This is a genomic window from Amycolatopsis sp. 195334CR, assembly GCF_017309385.1.
Classification (GTDB): domain Bacteria; phylum Actinomycetota; class Actinomycetes; order Mycobacteriales; family Pseudonocardiaceae; genus Amycolatopsis.
Genome location: NZ_JAFJMJ010000003.1, coordinates 535,580 through 550,744, shown reverse-complemented (window position 1 = coordinate 550,744; position 15,165 = coordinate 535,580). Strand labels below are relative to the sequence as shown.

The window sequence follows — 15,165 nt, the reverse complement described above, 5'->3', positions numbered from 1 at the left end:
CAGATCGTCCGTGGTGGGAGAGCGGGAGTGAAGCGGATAACCATCCGGTTCCATCGCGAGGCTAGCGGATTAGAATCCGCTTCGCAACGAACCGGTCACCCTGGAGTTGCTCCAGCTCACCGGGGGTGGTGCATTAGATTCAGCGGACACGGCCGGGCGCGAGGGAGGGACGGATGACGACGGGATCGGTCAACCCGCGGCGTGCGGACACCCGGCGCAACCACGAGCGCATCCTCATCGCGGCGGCGGAGTCGCTCGCCGGATCGGGTGAGGTTTCGTTCAACGCCATCGCGAAGCACGCCGGGGTGGGTGTGGGCACGGTGTACCGGCACTTCCCCACCCCGGAGGCGCTGATCCTGGCGGTCTACCGGCGCGAGGTGCGGCACCTGGTCGAGGTGGTGCCCGCGCTGCTCGCCGAACACCCGCCGGAGCAGGCGTTCCGGGTGTGGACCACGGACCACCTGGCCCACTACATGATGACCAAGCGGGGCCTGGCGACCGCGCTGCGCAGCGCCTCGGCCACCGGCGGCGACCTCCCGGCGAACGCCTACGAAGCCATGGTCGGTGCGGTCGCGACGCTGTTGAAGGCCAACGTCGAGGCGGGCACCGTGCGCGCGGAACTGGAGCCGGAAACCGTGCTCCGCGGCCTGGGCGGCCTTTTGTACCTCGACTCGGCGGACGAATGGCGGAAGCAGGCCGCCGCCCTGGCCGACCTGCTGTGGCGCGGCATGTGCACCCACCGAGACTGACGCGACCTCCCCGGATCCCCGCCCCGATGCAGTGAATGTGGCTTTCACTGCGAAATCCGCAGTGAAAGCCACATTCACTGCACGCGAGGGCGCAGCCCGGGAGGGGCGCATGCGGGGGCGCAGCCCGGGAGAGGCGCAGCCGGGGAGGGGGCGCGGCCTGGGCGGGGCGCAGCCCGGGAGGGGACGCGGGCCGGGAGAGGCGCAGCCGGGGAGGGGGCGCGGGCCGGGCGAGGGCGCGGGCCGGGAGAGGGTGCGGGCCGGGCGGGGCGGAGGCTGGGCGGGGCGCCGGGCGGGCGGGGCGCCGGGCGGGCGGGGGGCGGTTAGGGTCGGCGGATGGGTGTTTCGCTGCGGTGGCTGCTCGACCGGCCGGAGCTCGGGCTCCGGCTGGTGGCGGGGGCGGCCGGGGCCGGTCGGCCGCTGGTGTTCGCGCACAGCATCGATCTGGCCGACCCGTGCCCCTGGCTTTCCGGCGGCGAGCTGGTCCTGACCACCGGCGCGCACCTCCCCGCGAACCCCCGCGAGTACGTCGAGGGCCTGCACCGCGCCGGGGTGGCGGCGCTCGGCTTCGGGATCGGCCTCTCCCACGCCGAAATCCCCCAGACCATTGTGGACACAGCCGACGAGCTCGGCCTGCCGCTCGTCGAGATCCCGTTGCCGACGCCGTTCGCCGCCATCACCAAGGCCGTGCTGGAGCGGATCGCCGAACAGCGGTACGAAGAGGTCCTGCGGGTGTCCCGCGCCCAGCCGAGGATGACCCGCGCCGCGCTCAAGGAAGGCGCCGCCGGGATCGTGCGCGAGCTGTCCGCCGCGACCGGCGCGGCCACGGTGTTCCTCGGCACCGACAAGGAACCCGAAGCCGCCAAGGCCACAGTGGACGACATCGCCGACGTCGTGGCCCTGGTGCGCGAGGACGTGACCGGCGCCGCCGTGGTGCGCGAGGGCCGGGCGGTCAGCGTGCAGACAGTCGGCGTCGGCGCCGCCGTGCACGGGTGGCTCGGCGTCGTCGGGGACCGGGCGCTCGGCCAGGTGGAGCAGGTGCTGCTCGGGCACGCGGCCTCGCTGCTGGCACTGGACCGCGAGAAGCCGCGACGCCTGCGCGGCGAGCGGAACCGGCTCGGTGCCACGCTCTTCGGCCTGCTGCTGTCCGACCCCACGCTCGAACCACAGCTGCGGCCCCAGTTCGCGGACATCGTCGACAACCACGGCATCCGCGTGCTCACCACGGAAACCGACCTTCCCGCCATCGACGCCGCACTCGCCGAGCGCGATCTCCCGTTGCTCGCGCAGGAAACCGAGCACGAAACGCTGGTCCTGCTCCCGGGCGGCTTCACCCAGGCGTCCCTGCCCGAGTTGACCAAAGCCGGATTGAGCAGCCCCCACCCGCTGTCCGAGCTACCGCAAGCGCTTGCGCAAGCCCGCCTCGCCGCCGCGTCGGATGCCGGGCTCGCCGAATTCACCGAACTGGCCGGGGCCACCCTGCTCGCCACCCCGGCCAGCCGCGCCGTGCTCGACACCGTCGCCGGCGCCACCATCGCGAAGCTCGACCCGGTCCTGATCACCTCGTTGCGCACGTTCCTCGAACTCAACGGCCAGTGGGAAGCCGCCGCGGCGAGCATCGGCGTGCACCGGCACACCCTGCGCAACCGGCTCGACCGGATCGGCGAACTGCTCGGCCGCGACCTCGGTTCGGCGCGTGTGCGAGCCGAGCTCCTGCTCGCCGTCCTCGCCTGGGAAAGCCGTCAGCGGTAGGCCGCGATCCCGGTCAGCGCCTGCCCGATCACCAGCGTGTGCACCTCGGACGTGCCTTCGTAGGTCAGCACGGACTCCAGGTTGTTCGCGTGCCGCAGCGGCGAATACTCGGTGGTGATCCCGCTGCCGCCGAGAATCGTGCGGCACTCCCTGGCGATCGCGATCGCCTCCCGGACGTTGTTCAGCTTGCCCACGCTGATCTGCTCACCGCGGATCGTGCCCGCGTCCTTCAACCGCGCCAGGTGCAGCGCGAGCAGCATCGCGTTGCCCGCCGACACCGTCATGTCCGCGAGCTTGCGCTGCGTCAGCTGGAACCCGGCGATCGGCTTGCCGAACTGCGTCCGGTTCTTCGCGTAGTCCAGCGCGCAGCCGATCGAATCCCGGGCCGCGCCGACCGCGCCGAAGACGATCCCGAACCGCGCTTCGTTCAAGCACGACAGCGGCGCCGACAACCCGCGCGCCTCGGGCAGCATCGCGCTGCCGGGCAACCGGACGCCGTCCAGCACCAGTTCGGCGGTGATCGACGCGCGCAACGACAGCTTGTGCCCGACCGCCCGCGCGCTGAAGCCCGGCGTGTCCGTCGGCACCACAAAACCCCGGATGCCCTCCTCGGTGCGGGCCCAGACGGTGGCCACGTCGGCGACGGAACCGTTGGTGATCCACATCTTCGTGCCGTCGAGCACCCAGTCGGAACCGTCGCGGACCGCGCGCGTGCGCATCCCGCCGGGATCGGAGCCGAAGTCCGGTTCGGTGAGCCCGAAGCAGCCGATCGCCTCGCCCGCCGCCATCCGCGGCAGCCACTCCGCCTTCTGCTCTTCCGAGCCGTAGCGGTGGATCGAGAACATCGCCAGCGAACCCTGCACCGAGACAAAACTGCGGAACCCGGAGTCGGCAGCCTCCAGTTCGAGGCAGGCCAGTCCGTACGCCAGCGCGCTGGCGCCGGCGCAGCCGTACCCGTCCAGGTGCATGCCCAGCACGCCGAGCTTGCCGAACTCCGGTGCCAGCTCACGCGGGAACCGCCCGGATTCGTACCACTCGCGGATGCCCGGCCGCAGCCGGTCCTCGGCGAACCGGGCCACCGTGGCCTGGATGTCGCGCTCGTCCGCGGGCAGGGTCGCCGGGATGTCCAGCAGCTGCAACGGGTCGGTCATGCGGGGTCTCCTGTGGATAGTGGACGGTCCAGCCAGGCGGCGAGCTCCTCGGTGTGCTCGCCGAGCCGGGGTGGCGGGCGGTGGTAGCCGGGCGGGGTGCGGGACAGGCCGATCGGATTGGCCACGAACCCGTCGGCCAGCGGGCGCAGGCCGAGCTCCTCGGCGAGCGCGAACGCCCCGGCGACGTCGTTCACCGGACCGCACGGCACGCCGAGCGGGCTCAGGATCTTGAACCACTCGTCGGCGGTCCGGGTGCCGAGGCGCTCGTCGATCAACTCGGTCAGCTCCTCGACGTGCGCGACCCGCGAGGTGTTCGTGGCGAACCGCGTGTCCTCCGGCAGCCCGATTCCCTGGCACAGCGCGAAGAACTGCCGGTCGTTGCCGACCGCCAGCACGAACGGCCGGTCGGCGGCGGTGAACACGGCGTAGGGCGCGATGGACGGGTGCCGGTTGCCCATCGCCCGCGGCACCACCCCGGCCAGTGCGTAGCCGGCGCTCTGGTTGACCATGCTGGACAACAGCGTGCTCAGCAGGTTCACCTCGACGAGCTGGCCCTCACCGGTGCGTTCCCGGTCGCGCAGCGCGGCCAGCACGCCGACCGCCGCGTGCAACCCGGTCAGCACGTCGACCAGCGCGACGCCCACCTTGACCGGTTCGCCGCTGCCGGTGACGCTCATCAGCCCGCCGACCGCCTGCGCGAGCAGGTCATAGCCGGGCAGGTCCGACTCGGCACCGAAGCCGGTGACCGAGCAGTACACCGCGCGCGGGTTGAGCGAGCGGACGTGGTCGGGGGAGAGGCCGTGCTTGGCCATCGTGCCGGGCCGGAAGTTCTCGATCACCACGTCGGCGCGGCGGACCAGTTCGGCGGCGCGGCGGCGGCCGGTCTCCGACCGCAGGTCGAGCGCCAGCGAGCGCTTGTTGCGGTTCACCGACAGGAAGTAGGTGGCCTGGTCGCCGGCGAACGGCGGACCCCAGGCCCGGGTGTCGTCGCCGCGGTCCGGGTGCTCGACCTTGATCACGTCGGCGCCGAGATCGGCCAGCAGCATGGTGGCGTACGGCGCCGCCAGCACCCGGGAGAAGTCGGCGACCAGCAGTCCGGACAGGGAAGTCACGGGCCTGAGTCTCGGGCCCCGGCGCGAGCCGGGCACTCGACGACCTGTCGAATTCCGGAGCACGCGGTTCGCCGTTCCGTCCATCGTGGCGGCCGGGTCGCCTGCCTAGCGTGCGCGTATGGACGTTGTCGAAACACAGCAAGGCGGTCCCGGGCTCGCGCAGGTCAGGCGGGTGCGGACGGAGGTGCCCGGACCGCGGTCGGCGGAACTGCTCGCCCGGCAGCGGGCCGCCCTGCCCGCGGGCGTCGGCTCGGCACTGCCGGTTTTCATCACCGCTGCCGGTGGCGGGGTGGTCGTCGACGCCGACGGCAACTCCTTCATCGACTTCGGCAGCGGGATCGCGGTGACCACCGTGGGCAACGCCGCGCCCCGGGTGGCCGAACGCGCCGCCGCGCAGCTGCACCGGTTCACCCACACCTGTTTCCTGGTGAACCCCTACGAGTCCTATGTGGAGGTCTGCGAACGGCTCAACCGGCTGGCCCCGGTCCCCGGCGAGAAGCGCACGCTGCTGGTGAACACCGGCGCCGAGGCGGTGGAGAACGCGGTGAAGATCGCCCGCGCGGCGACCGGACGGCCCGGCGTGGTGGTGTTCGACCACGGTTACCACGGCCGGACGCTGCTGACGATGAGCATGACCGCCAAGAACGTGCCGTACAAGCAGGGGTTCGGCCCGTTCGCCACCGACGTGCACCGCGCGCCGATGGCCTATCCGTACCGGTGGCCCGGCGGTCCGGAGCGCTGTGCCGAGGAGGCCGCCGCCGCGCTGGTCGAGCTGATCGACCGCCAGGTGGGCGCGGGCAACATCGCCGCCGTGGTGGTCGAGCCGATCCAGGGCGAAGGCGGGTTCGTCGTGTCGGCGCCCGGTTTCCTGCCCGCGGTGGCCGAGATCTGCGCGGAACGCGGCATCCTGCTGATCGCCGACGAGGTGCAGACCGGGATCGCCCGCACCGGCGCGATGTTCGCCTGCGAGCACGAGGGCGTCCAACCGGACCTGATCACCACGGCGAAGGGCCTGGGCGGCGGCCTGCCGATCGGTGCGGTGACCGGCCGCGCCGAGCTGATGGACGCGGTCCCCGCGGGCGGGCTCGGTGGTACGTACAGCGGCAACCCGGTCGCCTGCGAGGCGGCGCTGGGCGTGTTCGACGAGATCGAGCGCGGGGACCTGCTGCGCCGGGCCGCCGAGATCGAGCGGATCATGCGGCCCGCACTGGCGGAACTGGCCGAGCGGCACACCTTCGTCGGTGAGGTCCGTGGCCGGGGCGCGATGCTCGCCATCGAGATCGTGCGCGGACCCGACCGCACCCCGGACCCGGCGCGCACCGCCGAAATCAGCAAGCGGTGCCACGCCGGTGGGTTGCTCACCCTGACCGCGGGCAGCTACGGCAACGTGCTCCGGTTCCTGCCGCCGCTGTCCATTCCGGACTCACTGCTCACCGAGGGGCTGGCGGTGCTGGCGGCCGCGTGCGGCTGATCGACCTCGGCCATCAGCCCGGCGAGCCCGGGGTGGCCACCGGCGCCGAGGTCCGCGCGCACCCGCGCGCGGACCTCGGGCGCCATGTCCTGGCTGAGCTTGAACATCGCCTGCACGTCGGTGACGTGCACCTTGAACGACACCACGTGCTCGACCAGCTCGGTGAACTTCTCCCGCGACGCCGTCATGTCCCACGCGGGATCGCGCATGCTCTCCATGGTGCGCACGGTTTCCTCCACCACGTGCAGGGATTCCTCCCTGGTGTCGGTCAGCTCGACCGTGCCGGTCAGGTGCACCGCGGCGTAGTTCAGCGTGGGCACGGCCGGCTCGAAGCCGTAGGTGCTGGGGGAGACGTAACCGTGCTGGCCGGAGAAGATCACCAGGATCTCCCGGCCGTCGGCGAACTGTGTCCACTGTGGATTCTTGCGGGCCAGGTGGCCGAGCATGGTCACCCCGGCCAGTGCGGCGGGCGGCTGGTCGTGCCGGGGGAAGATCACCGGCAGGTGGGTGGCCACCGGCGCCCGGCCCGGGTCCGCGCTGACCACCACGGCGAACGGGTGCCGCCGCACGAACTCCACCTCCATCGCCGGTGACGGCGCGACGTAAGGCCCGTAGACACGCATGGCAGCTCCTTCAGCTCGCGCAGTGGCCGCCGGGGGACGGCACGTCCAGCGTCGGGTTCCGGTCGAAGAAACCGACCGGCCGGAGCAGGAAGCCGCAGTGGTCCACCGGCATCACCGGCCAGTCTTCCGGGCGGGGGAAGTGGGTCAGCCCGAAGGTGTGCCACAGCACCAGGTCCGTGCCGTCGAGGTCGCGGTCCGCGGCGGTGTAGGCGGGCAGTCCGGCCCCCGGCGGCCCCTGGTTGACCAGGTCACCGGCCGGGAAGCGCTCCTCGGGGTGGTACTCGGTGACCCACAGGTGCCGCGTGGCGAAGGTGGCCCGGCCGTGGATCGCGGAGGCCTCGTCGGCGAGCAGCACCGGCTGGCCCTCCGGGATCAGCGCGTACCCCGGCGCGTCGCCGAGCCGGTTGCGGCGCTCGGGGTTGACCACCAGCCAGGTCCGCCCGGCCGCGGGCTCGGCCAGCCGCTGCGCCTCGGACTCCCGCCGCAGCCGGGTGGCGCGGCGGCGGAAGGCGTTGCCGTGCGGGTTGTCCGGGCCCATCGGCACCCGTTCGACCTCGACCTCGTCGACCGCGTTGGCGGGGCCGTCCACGGCCATGTCCAGGCGCACGTTGAACAGGTGCTGGTGATACGGCGCGGCGAGGTCGGGCGCCACCTGCGAGGCGTACGGCGCGATGCGCTCGTCGTAGCGGGCGGTGAACACGATGCCGGTGGCCTTGGCCTTCAGCTCGATCGTGCCGTCGAGGTAGAGGTACCAGTAGAAACCGTAGTCGTAGTTGCCGACGGTGACGAAGAACGAGACCACCAGGCGCCGCTGCCGCCGGGTCTGCCTGCTGCCGTTGGACGGGTCGGTGTGCTTCCACAGCACGCCGTCGTCCTCCTCGTGGATGCAGATCGCGTTGGGCAGGGTCACCGGGCGCCCGTCCCCGCCGGCCACCACGGCGTCGACGTAGGTGATGTCGCCGAGGCAGTCGCAGCCGAGTTCGAGCGCGTTCGCCAGGCTGCCGAGCTGGTACTCGCCGGTGTCGAAGTAGTTCTGCCAGAACCGGATCGGGCCGGGGTCGGCGTAGGGCACCACCATCTCGGCGACCGACGCGCGGTGCACCACCGGGCGCAGGCGGTCACCGTCGCGGAAGCCGAGCTGGTGCAGGACGAGCCCCTCGCGCATGTCGTAGCCGAGCCGGACCTCCCAGTTCTCCCAGCTCAGCACGTTGCCGTGCAGGGTGAAGCTCGGGCCGTCCGGCTGGGTGATCTCGATGGCGCGCTGGGAGGTCCGCAGTGGCCCGCGCACCTCGGGGTCGTCGTAGTCACCGGATTCCCGCGGGATCGGCACCACGCCGGTGTCGACGATCTCGCACACCTCACGCGCGATCAGGTCCACGTACGCCACCAGTCCGTCGATCGGGTGCGCCCAGACCATTGTGGACGGTTCCGGCCGCCAGTGCGCCAGCACACGCACCATCCGCCGGTGGGCGTCCGGGATGGAGTCGAACCGGCCGGCGGACAACGCGGCCAGGTAGACCTGCGCGGGGTCCTCGATGCCGCGTTTGCGCAGGGCGGCCAGCCAGCCCTCGTCGGCGGCCATGATCTCGCGGACGGTGGTGTGCTCCTCGGCCAGCACCGGGACGTGGCCTGCCGCTTCGGAATCGATCGGCGTCCGCGAAACCACCCCGGGTTCGTCGAGCCGGACCAGCACGTCCTCGGCGTCACCGGATTTGATGTCCAGCAGCAGCGCGCGCACTTCGCGCGGTACCGGCGCACCGTCGGCCTCGTAGCGCGCGAGCCGGTCTTTAGCCGGTTCGGCCAGACCCGCGTAGGAGAACCGGGTGGACTCGCGCAGCACCCCGGCTTCTTCGAGGATTTCGCGGGTACGCAGGAATTCGACGCCGGTCAGCGAGTCGAGCGGGTGGGCGGCCGCCTCGGTGACCACGGCACCGCCGGTCGGCGTGTGGCAACAGTCCGTCACGAATTCTCCCTGCCTGGTGGTGACCTGGATTGCCGGAACGTTCCGGCATCGTCCGGCAGGTTAACCCGCTGGCGCGAGTCCGGTCAATGCCGGTGGCCCGCCCGGGTTTTCCCTTTGTTTCAAGCAGATGTCGGCGCGACGGATTCGGCGGAGGCCCTTGACGGACCGGGGTGCCCATCGTTTAATCACCACCCATGTCGGAACGTTCCGGCAGATCGTCCGGCCATCCCCGGAGAGTGAGGTCGTATGCGGATCAGACGGTTCTGCACCGCGCTGGCCGTGGTCCCGCTCGTCGCTTCCTGTGCCGCGCAGGCGGTTCCCGAGCCGACGGCCACCCAGGTGCCCGGTTACCTGGCGGCCGCCGACGGCGCGCTCCCGCCCGGTGGCACGGTCGAACTGCAGATGCCGGTGGACACCGGCGCGGCGGGCGGGCTCGACCCGCAGCTGGCCGACGTCGCGGTGTCGTGGCAGCTGATGTCACTGGTCTACGAAACGCTGGTCACCGTCGGTCCGGACTTCGAGCCGCTGCCCGGACTGGCGCAGCGCTGGGAAACCCCGAGCCCCACCGAATACGTGTTCCACCTGCGACCGGGGGTCACCTTCTCCAACGGCCGCGCGATGACCGCGGCCGACGTGGTGGGCAGCGTGAACCGGCTGCTCGCGGGCGAAGGCGTCTGGCGGACGCAGATCGGGCCGGTCGAATCGGTGACCGCGCTCGACCCGGCGACCGTGCGGTTCAAGCTTTCCGCTCCCTACACGCCGTTCCTGTCCGCGCTGGCGAACACCCCGGCCGCGGTGCTGCCGATGACCGAGATCGAGAACGGTTCGGTCGACCCGGCCAAGACCATGCTCGGCACCGGCCCGTTCGTGGACACCTTCCACCGGCAGGACGTGCTGTGGCGGTTCAAGCGCCGCCCGGACTACTGGGCGCCCGGCAAGCCCGCCGTGGACGCGGTGAACATCTCGATCGTGCCGCAGGAGCCGACCAGGATCGCCTCGCTGCAGAACAACAGCGCGAACCTGGCGGTACTGGGCAATGTGGACGCTCCGCAGGTACTGGCCGGTGTGCGCGGGGTGACCGTGCGCGCACAGTCCACAACGGACTTCTACTACCTGATGCTGAACAGCAACGCGCCCGGCGGCAAGTTCGCCGATCCCCGGGTGCGCACGGCGATCAACATCGCGATGGACCGGGCGCAGATCGCCGAAGTGGCGACGAACGGGCTCGGCAAGCCGACCGGGGTGACCCCGGTGGACCTGCCGGACGCCTGCGATCCGGCGACCCTGCCGTCGGCGACGGCCGGTCTCGACCGCGCCCGGCAGCTGCTGGCCGAGGCGGGGGTGCGGGACCTGAAGTTCGTCATCACCGCCTACGCCACCGAACCGGCGCCGGCGGTCGCGCAAGTGATCCAGCAGAACCTGGCGCGCATCGGCATCGAAGTGACCATCGAACAGCTCGACGAGGGCAGCTGGGCGGGCAAGGTGTACGGCTCGGTGCCCGCCGGGTTCGACGCCGCGCTGTCGTGGTTCGCCGGGTACGCCGGGGCGGGCATGGTGGCGAAGTGGTGGAACCCGGAGCAGGCCGCCTTCAACCTCGGCTTCATGAAGCCGAACCCGGAGCTGAACCGGGTGATCGACAAGGCGGCGACCGAACCGGACGGGCCGAACCGGGCGCCGGTGCTGCGCGAGCTGTGCACCGCGGTGGACGAGGACGCGCAGATGATCCCGCTGGTGACCCGTCCGGTGCTGGTCGGTTACCGCAACGACTCGGTCAGCCCCACGGTGTACGCCACCGAGGGCTACGGCAACGCCTTCCGCGGGCTGGCCGATTTCCGCCTGGTCGGCAGACCCTGATGAGAGGAAAACGGTAGTGCGCCTGGTTTCCTGGTGGGTCCGCAGGCTGGTGAGCGCGGTGCTGACCCTGTTCGTGGTGTCCGTCCTGATCTTCGCCGCCTCGCGGCTGATGCCCGGCGGGTTCGCCGAGGTGGTGCTCGGCCCGTTCGCCACCCCGGACCAGCGGGCCGCGATGGCCGAGAAGTACGGGCTGGACCAGAGCCTGTTCAGCCAGTACGGGCTCTGGCTCTCCGCCGTGCTCGGCGGTGATCTCGGGACCTCGCTGCTCAGCGGGGAACCGGTCGCGGGTGAGTTCGGCCTGCGCATCCCGGTCACCGTCGAACTGACCCTGCTCGGCATCGGCGCGGCCGTGCTGATCGGTGTGCCACTGGGGGTGTACACCGCGGTGCGGGCGGGCCAGCGGGGTGGCGGCGCGCTGGGCAGGCTGGCCGGCGGGCTCGGCGTGAGCGTGCCCGAGTTCGTGCTCGGCAGCCTGGTGGTGTTCGTGTTCTCGCGGTACGCGCTGGGGCTCACCGTCGGCGGTTACCGGCCGCTCGGCGAGGACCTCGGCGCGAACCTGCGGTCGATGGTGCTGCCGGCGGCGGTGCTGTCGGTGTTCGCTATCGCGGTGACCGCGCGGACCACCCGCGACGCGGTGATGAACGTGCTGGTCGAGCCGTACATCACCGCGTCGGTGGCCCGGGGCGAGACCCCGCTGTTCATCATCGGCAGGCACGTGCTGCGCAACGCGTCCATCCCGATCCTGGTGGTGCTCACCTCGACCACCGCCTACCTGCTCGGCGGCGCGGTGATCATCGAGCACCTGTTCAACCTGCCCGGCATCGGCTCGTACGTGGTGCAGGCCGTCGGCCGCCGCGACTACGCGGTGGTCCAGGCGGGCGTGCTGCTCGCCGCGGTGGTCTTCGTGGTGCTCAACATGCTCTCGGACGCGGTGTCGGGCGTGCTCGATCCGCGCTTCGGGACCCAGCGGAAGGCGGCAGGCTGATGGCCAAGCTCGATCGGCTCGCCCGCGCCGGGCTGTGGTGCCTCGGGGTGCTGGTGCTCGCCGCGCTCGCGGGTACGGTGTTCGGCCTCGGTGGTGAGCCGGACGCGATCGTCGGCCCGCGCCTCGCCCCACCCGGCGGCGACTGGCTGCTCGGCACCGACCAGCTCGGCCGGTCCATGCTGCCGAGGGTGCTCGAAGGCATCGGCACCACGCTGCTGCTGTCCACCATCGCGGTGGTGGTGACCGCCGCGCTGAGCACCCTGCTCGGCATCGTCGCCGGGTACCGCGGCGGCTGGCTCGGCGAACTGGTGCTGCGCTCGGTGGACGTGCTCTACTCGTTCCCGGCGATCGTGCTGGCCATCCTGGTCGCCGCGGTGGTCGGGCCGGGGCAGGCGGCCACCATGGCCAGCATCGTGCTGGTCACCATCCCGCTGATGACCCGGCTGGTCCGGGCCGCCGCGGTGACCGTGGCGCAGCGCGACTACATCACCTCCGCGGTGATCAGCGGGGTCGGCCGGTGGCGGATCCTGACCGGGCACGTGCTGCCGAACGTGGCGGGCACCATCGCCGTGCAGGGCACCTACGCGCTGTCGGTGGGCATCCTGGTCGAAGGCGGGCTGAGCTTTCTCGGGTTCGGCGTGCAGCCCCCGGATTCCTCGCTCGGCGTGCTCATCCAGCAGGGCGGGATCTACCTGCTCGCGGCACCGTGGCTGCTGGCCTTCCCCGGTGCCGTGCTGGTGGTGGCGATCCTGGCCGTCAACGTGTTCGGGGACGGTCTGCGCGACCGGCTCGAACCGAGGGAGTCGAGGTCACTGGTATGACGCAGCTGCTGGAAGTCGACCGGCTGGCGGTCGACTACGGCCCGGTCCGCGCGCTCGACGGCGCCTCGCTGTCGGTCGACCGCGGGGAAACCGTCGGCATAGTCGGGGAAAGCGGGTCCGGGAAGTCCACTTTGGGCGCGGCGATCGGCGGACTGCTGCCGCGGGCGGCCACCGTCGCCGGTGGTGAGGTGCGCGTCGGCGGGGTCGCGGTCGGCGGGCTCGCACCCCGCGAACTGCGGGCGCTTCGCCGTGAGCGACTGGGGTTCATCTTCCAGGAGCCGATCGGCTCGCTCGATCCGACCATGCGCGTCGGCAAGCAGGTCGCGCTGGCCGGTCGCGCCGGGAAGGCCGAGGTCCTCGACCGGCTGGCGTCGGTGAAGCTCGCCGATCCCGCCCGGGTCGCGCGCAGTTATCCGCACCAGCTCTCCGGCGGCATGGCCCAGCGGGTGGCGATCGCGATGGCGATGGCCACCGAACCGGAACTGCTGATCGCCGACGAACCCACCGCGGCACTGGACAGCCAGGTCCGCGACGAGGTGCTCGACCTGGTGTTCGCGCTCGCCGCGGCGGCGGGCACGACGATCCTGTGGCTCAGCCACGACCTGCCCGCGGTCGCGCGCCGGTGTTCGCGGGTGGTGGTGATGTACGGCGGCCGCGTGGTCGAATCCGGTGCCGCCTCGGCCGTGCTCGGTGAACCCCGGCACCCGTACACCGCCGCGCTGGCCGGGTCCGTGCCCGGCGCGGTGGCCGAGGGCGAGCGGCTGGTGTCGATCCCCGGTCAGCCGCCGGTGCTCTCCGGCGCGTCCGCCGGTTGCGCGTTCGCCGCGCGGTGCCCCGAGGTGCTGGACTCCTGCGCGGGGGAACGCCCGCTGCTGCACGTCTCCGCCGATCGAGACGTGCTGTGCCACCGCGCCACGGTGGGAGCGAGCCGATGAGCACTCCGATCCTCGAACTCGACGACGTGACCGTCACCTTCACCTCGGGCCCGCCGCTGCGCCGCCGGTCGGTCCACGCCATGCGCGGGGTCAGCCTGCGGATCGAGCCCGGCCAGACGGTCGGCCTGGTCGGCGAATCCGGTTCCGGCAAGACCACCACCAGCATGGTGGCGCTCGGCCTGCGCCGGCCGGCCAGCGGGGTGGTGCGGTTCGACGGCGAGCCGTTCCCGAAGCGCCGCCGGGCACTGGCCGGGCGGATGCAGGCGGTGCTGCAACACCCGCAGTGGTCGCTCGACCCGCGTCAGCGCGTCGGGCGTTCGGTCGCGGAACCGCTCACCGTGCTGGGGAGGACCGATCCCGCCGGGCGCACCGAGGAGATACTGGCGCAGGTCGGCCTGGACGCCTCGTTCGCCCAGCGCTACCCGCACCAGCTCTCCGGCGGGCAGCGCCAGCGCGTCTCGATCGCCAGGGCGCTGGTCACCCGGCCGCCGTTCCTGGTCTTCGACGAGGCGGTGAGCGCGCTCGACGTCTCGGTGCAGGCGCAGATCCTGAACCTGATCAAGGACCTGCAGGCCGAACTGGGCTTCGCCGCCCTGTTCATCTCGCACGACCTCGGCGCCGTCCGGTACGTCGCGGATCGGATCGCGGTGATGCGCGGCGGTGAGATCGTGGAGGACAACGACGCGGCGGTCTTCTACCGGGAACCGGAACACGAGTACTCGCGACAACTGATGGAGGCACTGTGAGCAACGCGCCCGAAACCCGGCTGGCCAGGCCGTCGGCCTTCGCCCCGGGGGCGCTGACGAACGACGACGCCGAACTGACCCCGCAGCCGAGCGAGGGCCGCGCGGTGGTCCCGTTCGACCTGCCGGGCGTGCTCGTCGGCACGGCCGAATACGCCGAAGGCCCGACCGGCTGCACGGTGCTGCACTTCCCCGACGGCGTGCGCACCGCGATCGACGCCAGGGGCGGCGCGGTGGGCCTGAGCGGCGGGTACGACATCCACCAGGCGATCGTGTTCGCCGGTGGGTCGGTCTACGGGCTGGAGGCCGCCGCCGGGGTCGGCACGGAACTGCTGCACCGCGTGGAGAACCGCACGCACTGGGCGGCGTTGCAGCACGTCTCCGGTGCGGTCATCTACGACTTCTCCGCCCGTGACACCGCCATCGCGCCCGACGCGGCGCTGGGCCGGGCGGCGCTGCGCAACGCCAAGCCGGGCGAGTTCCCGGTGGGCCGCTGTGGCGCGGGACGGACCGCCTCGGTGGGCAAGATCGACTTCGGCCGGGCCGAGTTTGCCGGCCAGGGTGCCGCGTTCCGCGAGATCGGCGGGATGAAGGTGCTGGTCGCCACCGTGGTCAACGCGGTCGGCGTGGTGGTCGACCGCGACGGCCGGGTGGTGCGCGGGAACGTGCACGCGGACACGGGCGAGCGCAAGCTCCCGGTCGAGGACTACGCGCTGGCCGCGGGCGGTGGGCAGCCGGTGGGCACGCTCGCCGGGAACACCACGCTGACCGTGCTGGTGACCAACGTGCGCCTGCCCGAGGTGTCGCTGCGCCAGCTCGGCACCCAGGTGCACAGCTCGATGCACCGCGCGATCCAGCCGTTCCACACCGAGATCGACGGTGACATCCTGTTCACCGTGACCACCGACGAGGTGGACCTCACCGGGATCACCGCGACCGGCCTCGGCGCCATCGCCTCCGAGGTGGCCTGGGACGCGGTGCTGAGCGCCGCCGAATGAGAGGGGCCACG

At 72.0% G+C, this 15,165-nt stretch carries 13 protein-coding genes; 9 read left to right on the top strand and 4 right to left on the bottom strand.

Features of this window, described 5'->3' with window-relative positions:
• Positions 1–173: 173 nt before the first annotated feature.
• Together JYK18_RS39620 and JYK18_RS39615 are read left to right on the top strand one after the other, a co-directional pair.
• Positions 174–749, top strand: a complete 576-nt coding sequence (locus tag JYK18_RS39620) for a TetR/AcrR family transcriptional regulator (RefSeq protein ID WP_206809003.1) — start codon at positions 174–176, stop codon at positions 747–749.
• 333 nt (positions 750–1,082) lie between these two features.
• The gene (locus tag JYK18_RS39615) at positions 1,083–2,498 is read left to right on the top strand and encodes a PucR family transcriptional regulator (RefSeq protein ID WP_206809001.1); all 1,416 of its coding nucleotides are present in this window, start codon (positions 1,083–1,085) and stop codon (positions 2,496–2,498) included.
• Here the strand turns inward: JYK18_RS39615 and JYK18_RS39610 are convergent.
• Together JYK18_RS39610 and JYK18_RS39605 are read right to left on the bottom strand one after the other, a co-directional pair.
• A complete protein-coding gene (locus JYK18_RS39610) occupies positions 2,489–3,649 on the bottom strand; it encodes an acyl-CoA dehydrogenase family protein (protein WP_206808999.1) in 1,161 nt (386 codons plus the stop codon). The genes JYK18_RS39615 and JYK18_RS39610 overlap by 10 nt on opposite strands.
• Entirely contained in the window at positions 3,646–4,761 is a 1,116-nt protein-coding gene (locus tag JYK18_RS39605) for a CoA transferase (protein ID WP_307796264.1), read from the bottom strand. Before JYK18_RS39605 ends, JYK18_RS39610 begins: the two co-directional genes overlap by 4 nt.
• A gap of 118 nt (positions 4,762–4,879) precedes the next feature.
• Here JYK18_RS39605 and gabT point away from each other — a divergent pair, with 118 nt between their 5' ends.
• On the top strand, positions 4,880–6,232 hold the full coding sequence (gene gabT / locus JYK18_RS39600; RefSeq protein WP_206808995.1) for a 4-aminobutyrate--2-oxoglutarate transaminase: 1,353 nt from the start codon (positions 4,880–4,882) through the stop codon (positions 6,230–6,232).
• Here the strand turns inward: gabT and JYK18_RS39595 are convergent.
• Together JYK18_RS39595 and JYK18_RS39590 are read right to left on the bottom strand one after the other, a co-directional pair.
• Positions 6,139–6,855 carry an FMN-binding negative transcriptional regulator gene (locus tag JYK18_RS39595; RefSeq protein ID WP_206808993.1) on the bottom strand — a complete coding sequence of 239 codons (717 nt, stop codon included), beginning with the start codon at positions 6,853–6,855 and terminating at the stop codon, positions 6,139–6,141. The genes gabT and JYK18_RS39595 overlap by 94 nt on opposite strands.
• Before the next feature lie 10 nt (positions 6,856–6,865).
• Positions 6,866–8,818: a primary-amine oxidase gene (locus JYK18_RS39590; RefSeq protein WP_307796263.1), complete on the bottom strand. Its 1,953-nt coding sequence runs from the start codon at positions 8,816–8,818 to the stop codon at positions 6,866–6,868.
• A 246-nt stretch (positions 8,819–9,064) separates the two neighbouring features.
• Between JYK18_RS39590 and JYK18_RS39585 the strand changes: the two genes are divergently transcribed.
• From JYK18_RS39585 to JYK18_RS39560, 6 genes are read left to right on the top strand one after another with little or no spacing between them, the layout of a single operon-like run.
• Entirely contained in the window at positions 9,065–10,672 is a 1,608-nt protein-coding gene (locus JYK18_RS39585) for an ABC transporter substrate-binding protein (protein WP_206808992.1), read from the top strand.
• Between the two features lie 16 nt (positions 10,673–10,688).
• Positions 10,689–11,657, top strand: a complete 969-nt coding sequence (locus JYK18_RS39580; protein WP_206808990.1) for an ABC transporter permease — start codon at positions 10,689–10,691, stop codon at positions 11,655–11,657.
• Entirely contained in the window at positions 11,657–12,478 is an 822-nt protein-coding gene (locus tag JYK18_RS39575) for an ABC transporter permease (RefSeq protein ID WP_206808987.1), read from the top strand. Before JYK18_RS39580 ends, JYK18_RS39575 begins: the two co-directional genes overlap by 1 nt.
• Positions 12,475–13,413: an ABC transporter ATP-binding protein gene (locus JYK18_RS39570; RefSeq protein ID WP_206808986.1), complete on the top strand. Its 939-nt coding sequence runs from the start codon at positions 12,475–12,477 to the stop codon at positions 13,411–13,413. Before JYK18_RS39575 ends, JYK18_RS39570 begins: the two co-directional genes overlap by 4 nt.
• Positions 13,410–14,159, top strand: a complete 750-nt coding sequence (locus JYK18_RS39565; RefSeq protein ID WP_206808984.1) for an ABC transporter ATP-binding protein — start codon at positions 13,410–13,412, stop codon at positions 14,157–14,159. Before JYK18_RS39570 ends, JYK18_RS39565 begins: the two co-directional genes overlap by 4 nt.
• Positions 14,156–15,154, top strand: a complete 999-nt coding sequence (locus JYK18_RS39560) for a P1 family peptidase (RefSeq protein ID WP_206808982.1) — start codon at positions 14,156–14,158, stop codon at positions 15,152–15,154. The genes JYK18_RS39565 and JYK18_RS39560 overlap by 4 nt, the downstream gene beginning before the upstream one ends.
• Positions 15,155–15,165: the final 11 nt, after the last annotated feature.

Coding starts and splice junctions, on each gene's coding strand:
- JYK18_RS39620 (WP_206809003.1), top strand. CDS start 174: ATGACGACGGGATCGGTCAACCCGCGGCGTGCGGACACCCGGCGCAAC.
- JYK18_RS39570 (WP_206808986.1), top strand. CDS start 12,475: ATGACGCAGCTGCTGGAAGTCGACCGGCTGGCGGTCGACTACGGCCCG.
- JYK18_RS39565 (WP_206808984.1), top strand. CDS start 13,410: ATGAGCACTCCGATCCTCGAACTCGACGACGTGACCGTCACCTTCACC.
- JYK18_RS39595 (WP_206808993.1), bottom strand. CDS start 6,855: ATGCGTGTCTACGGGCCTTACGTCGCGCCGTCACCGGCGATGGAGGTG.
- JYK18_RS39575 (WP_206808987.1), top strand. CDS start 11,657: ATGGCCAAGCTCGATCGGCTCGCCCGCGCCGGGCTGTGGTGCCTCGGG.
- gabT (WP_206808995.1), top strand. CDS start 4,880: ATGGACGTTGTCGAAACACAGCAAGGCGGTCCCGGGCTCGCGCAGGTC.
- JYK18_RS39610 (WP_206808999.1), bottom strand. CDS start 3,649: ATGACCGACCCGTTGCAGCTGCTGGACATCCCGGCGACCCTGCCCGCG.
- JYK18_RS39615 (WP_206809001.1), top strand. CDS start 1,083: ATGGGTGTTTCGCTGCGGTGGCTGCTCGACCGGCCGGAGCTCGGGCTC.
- JYK18_RS39585 (WP_206808992.1), top strand. CDS start 9,065: ATGCGGATCAGACGGTTCTGCACCGCGCTGGCCGTGGTCCCGCTCGTC.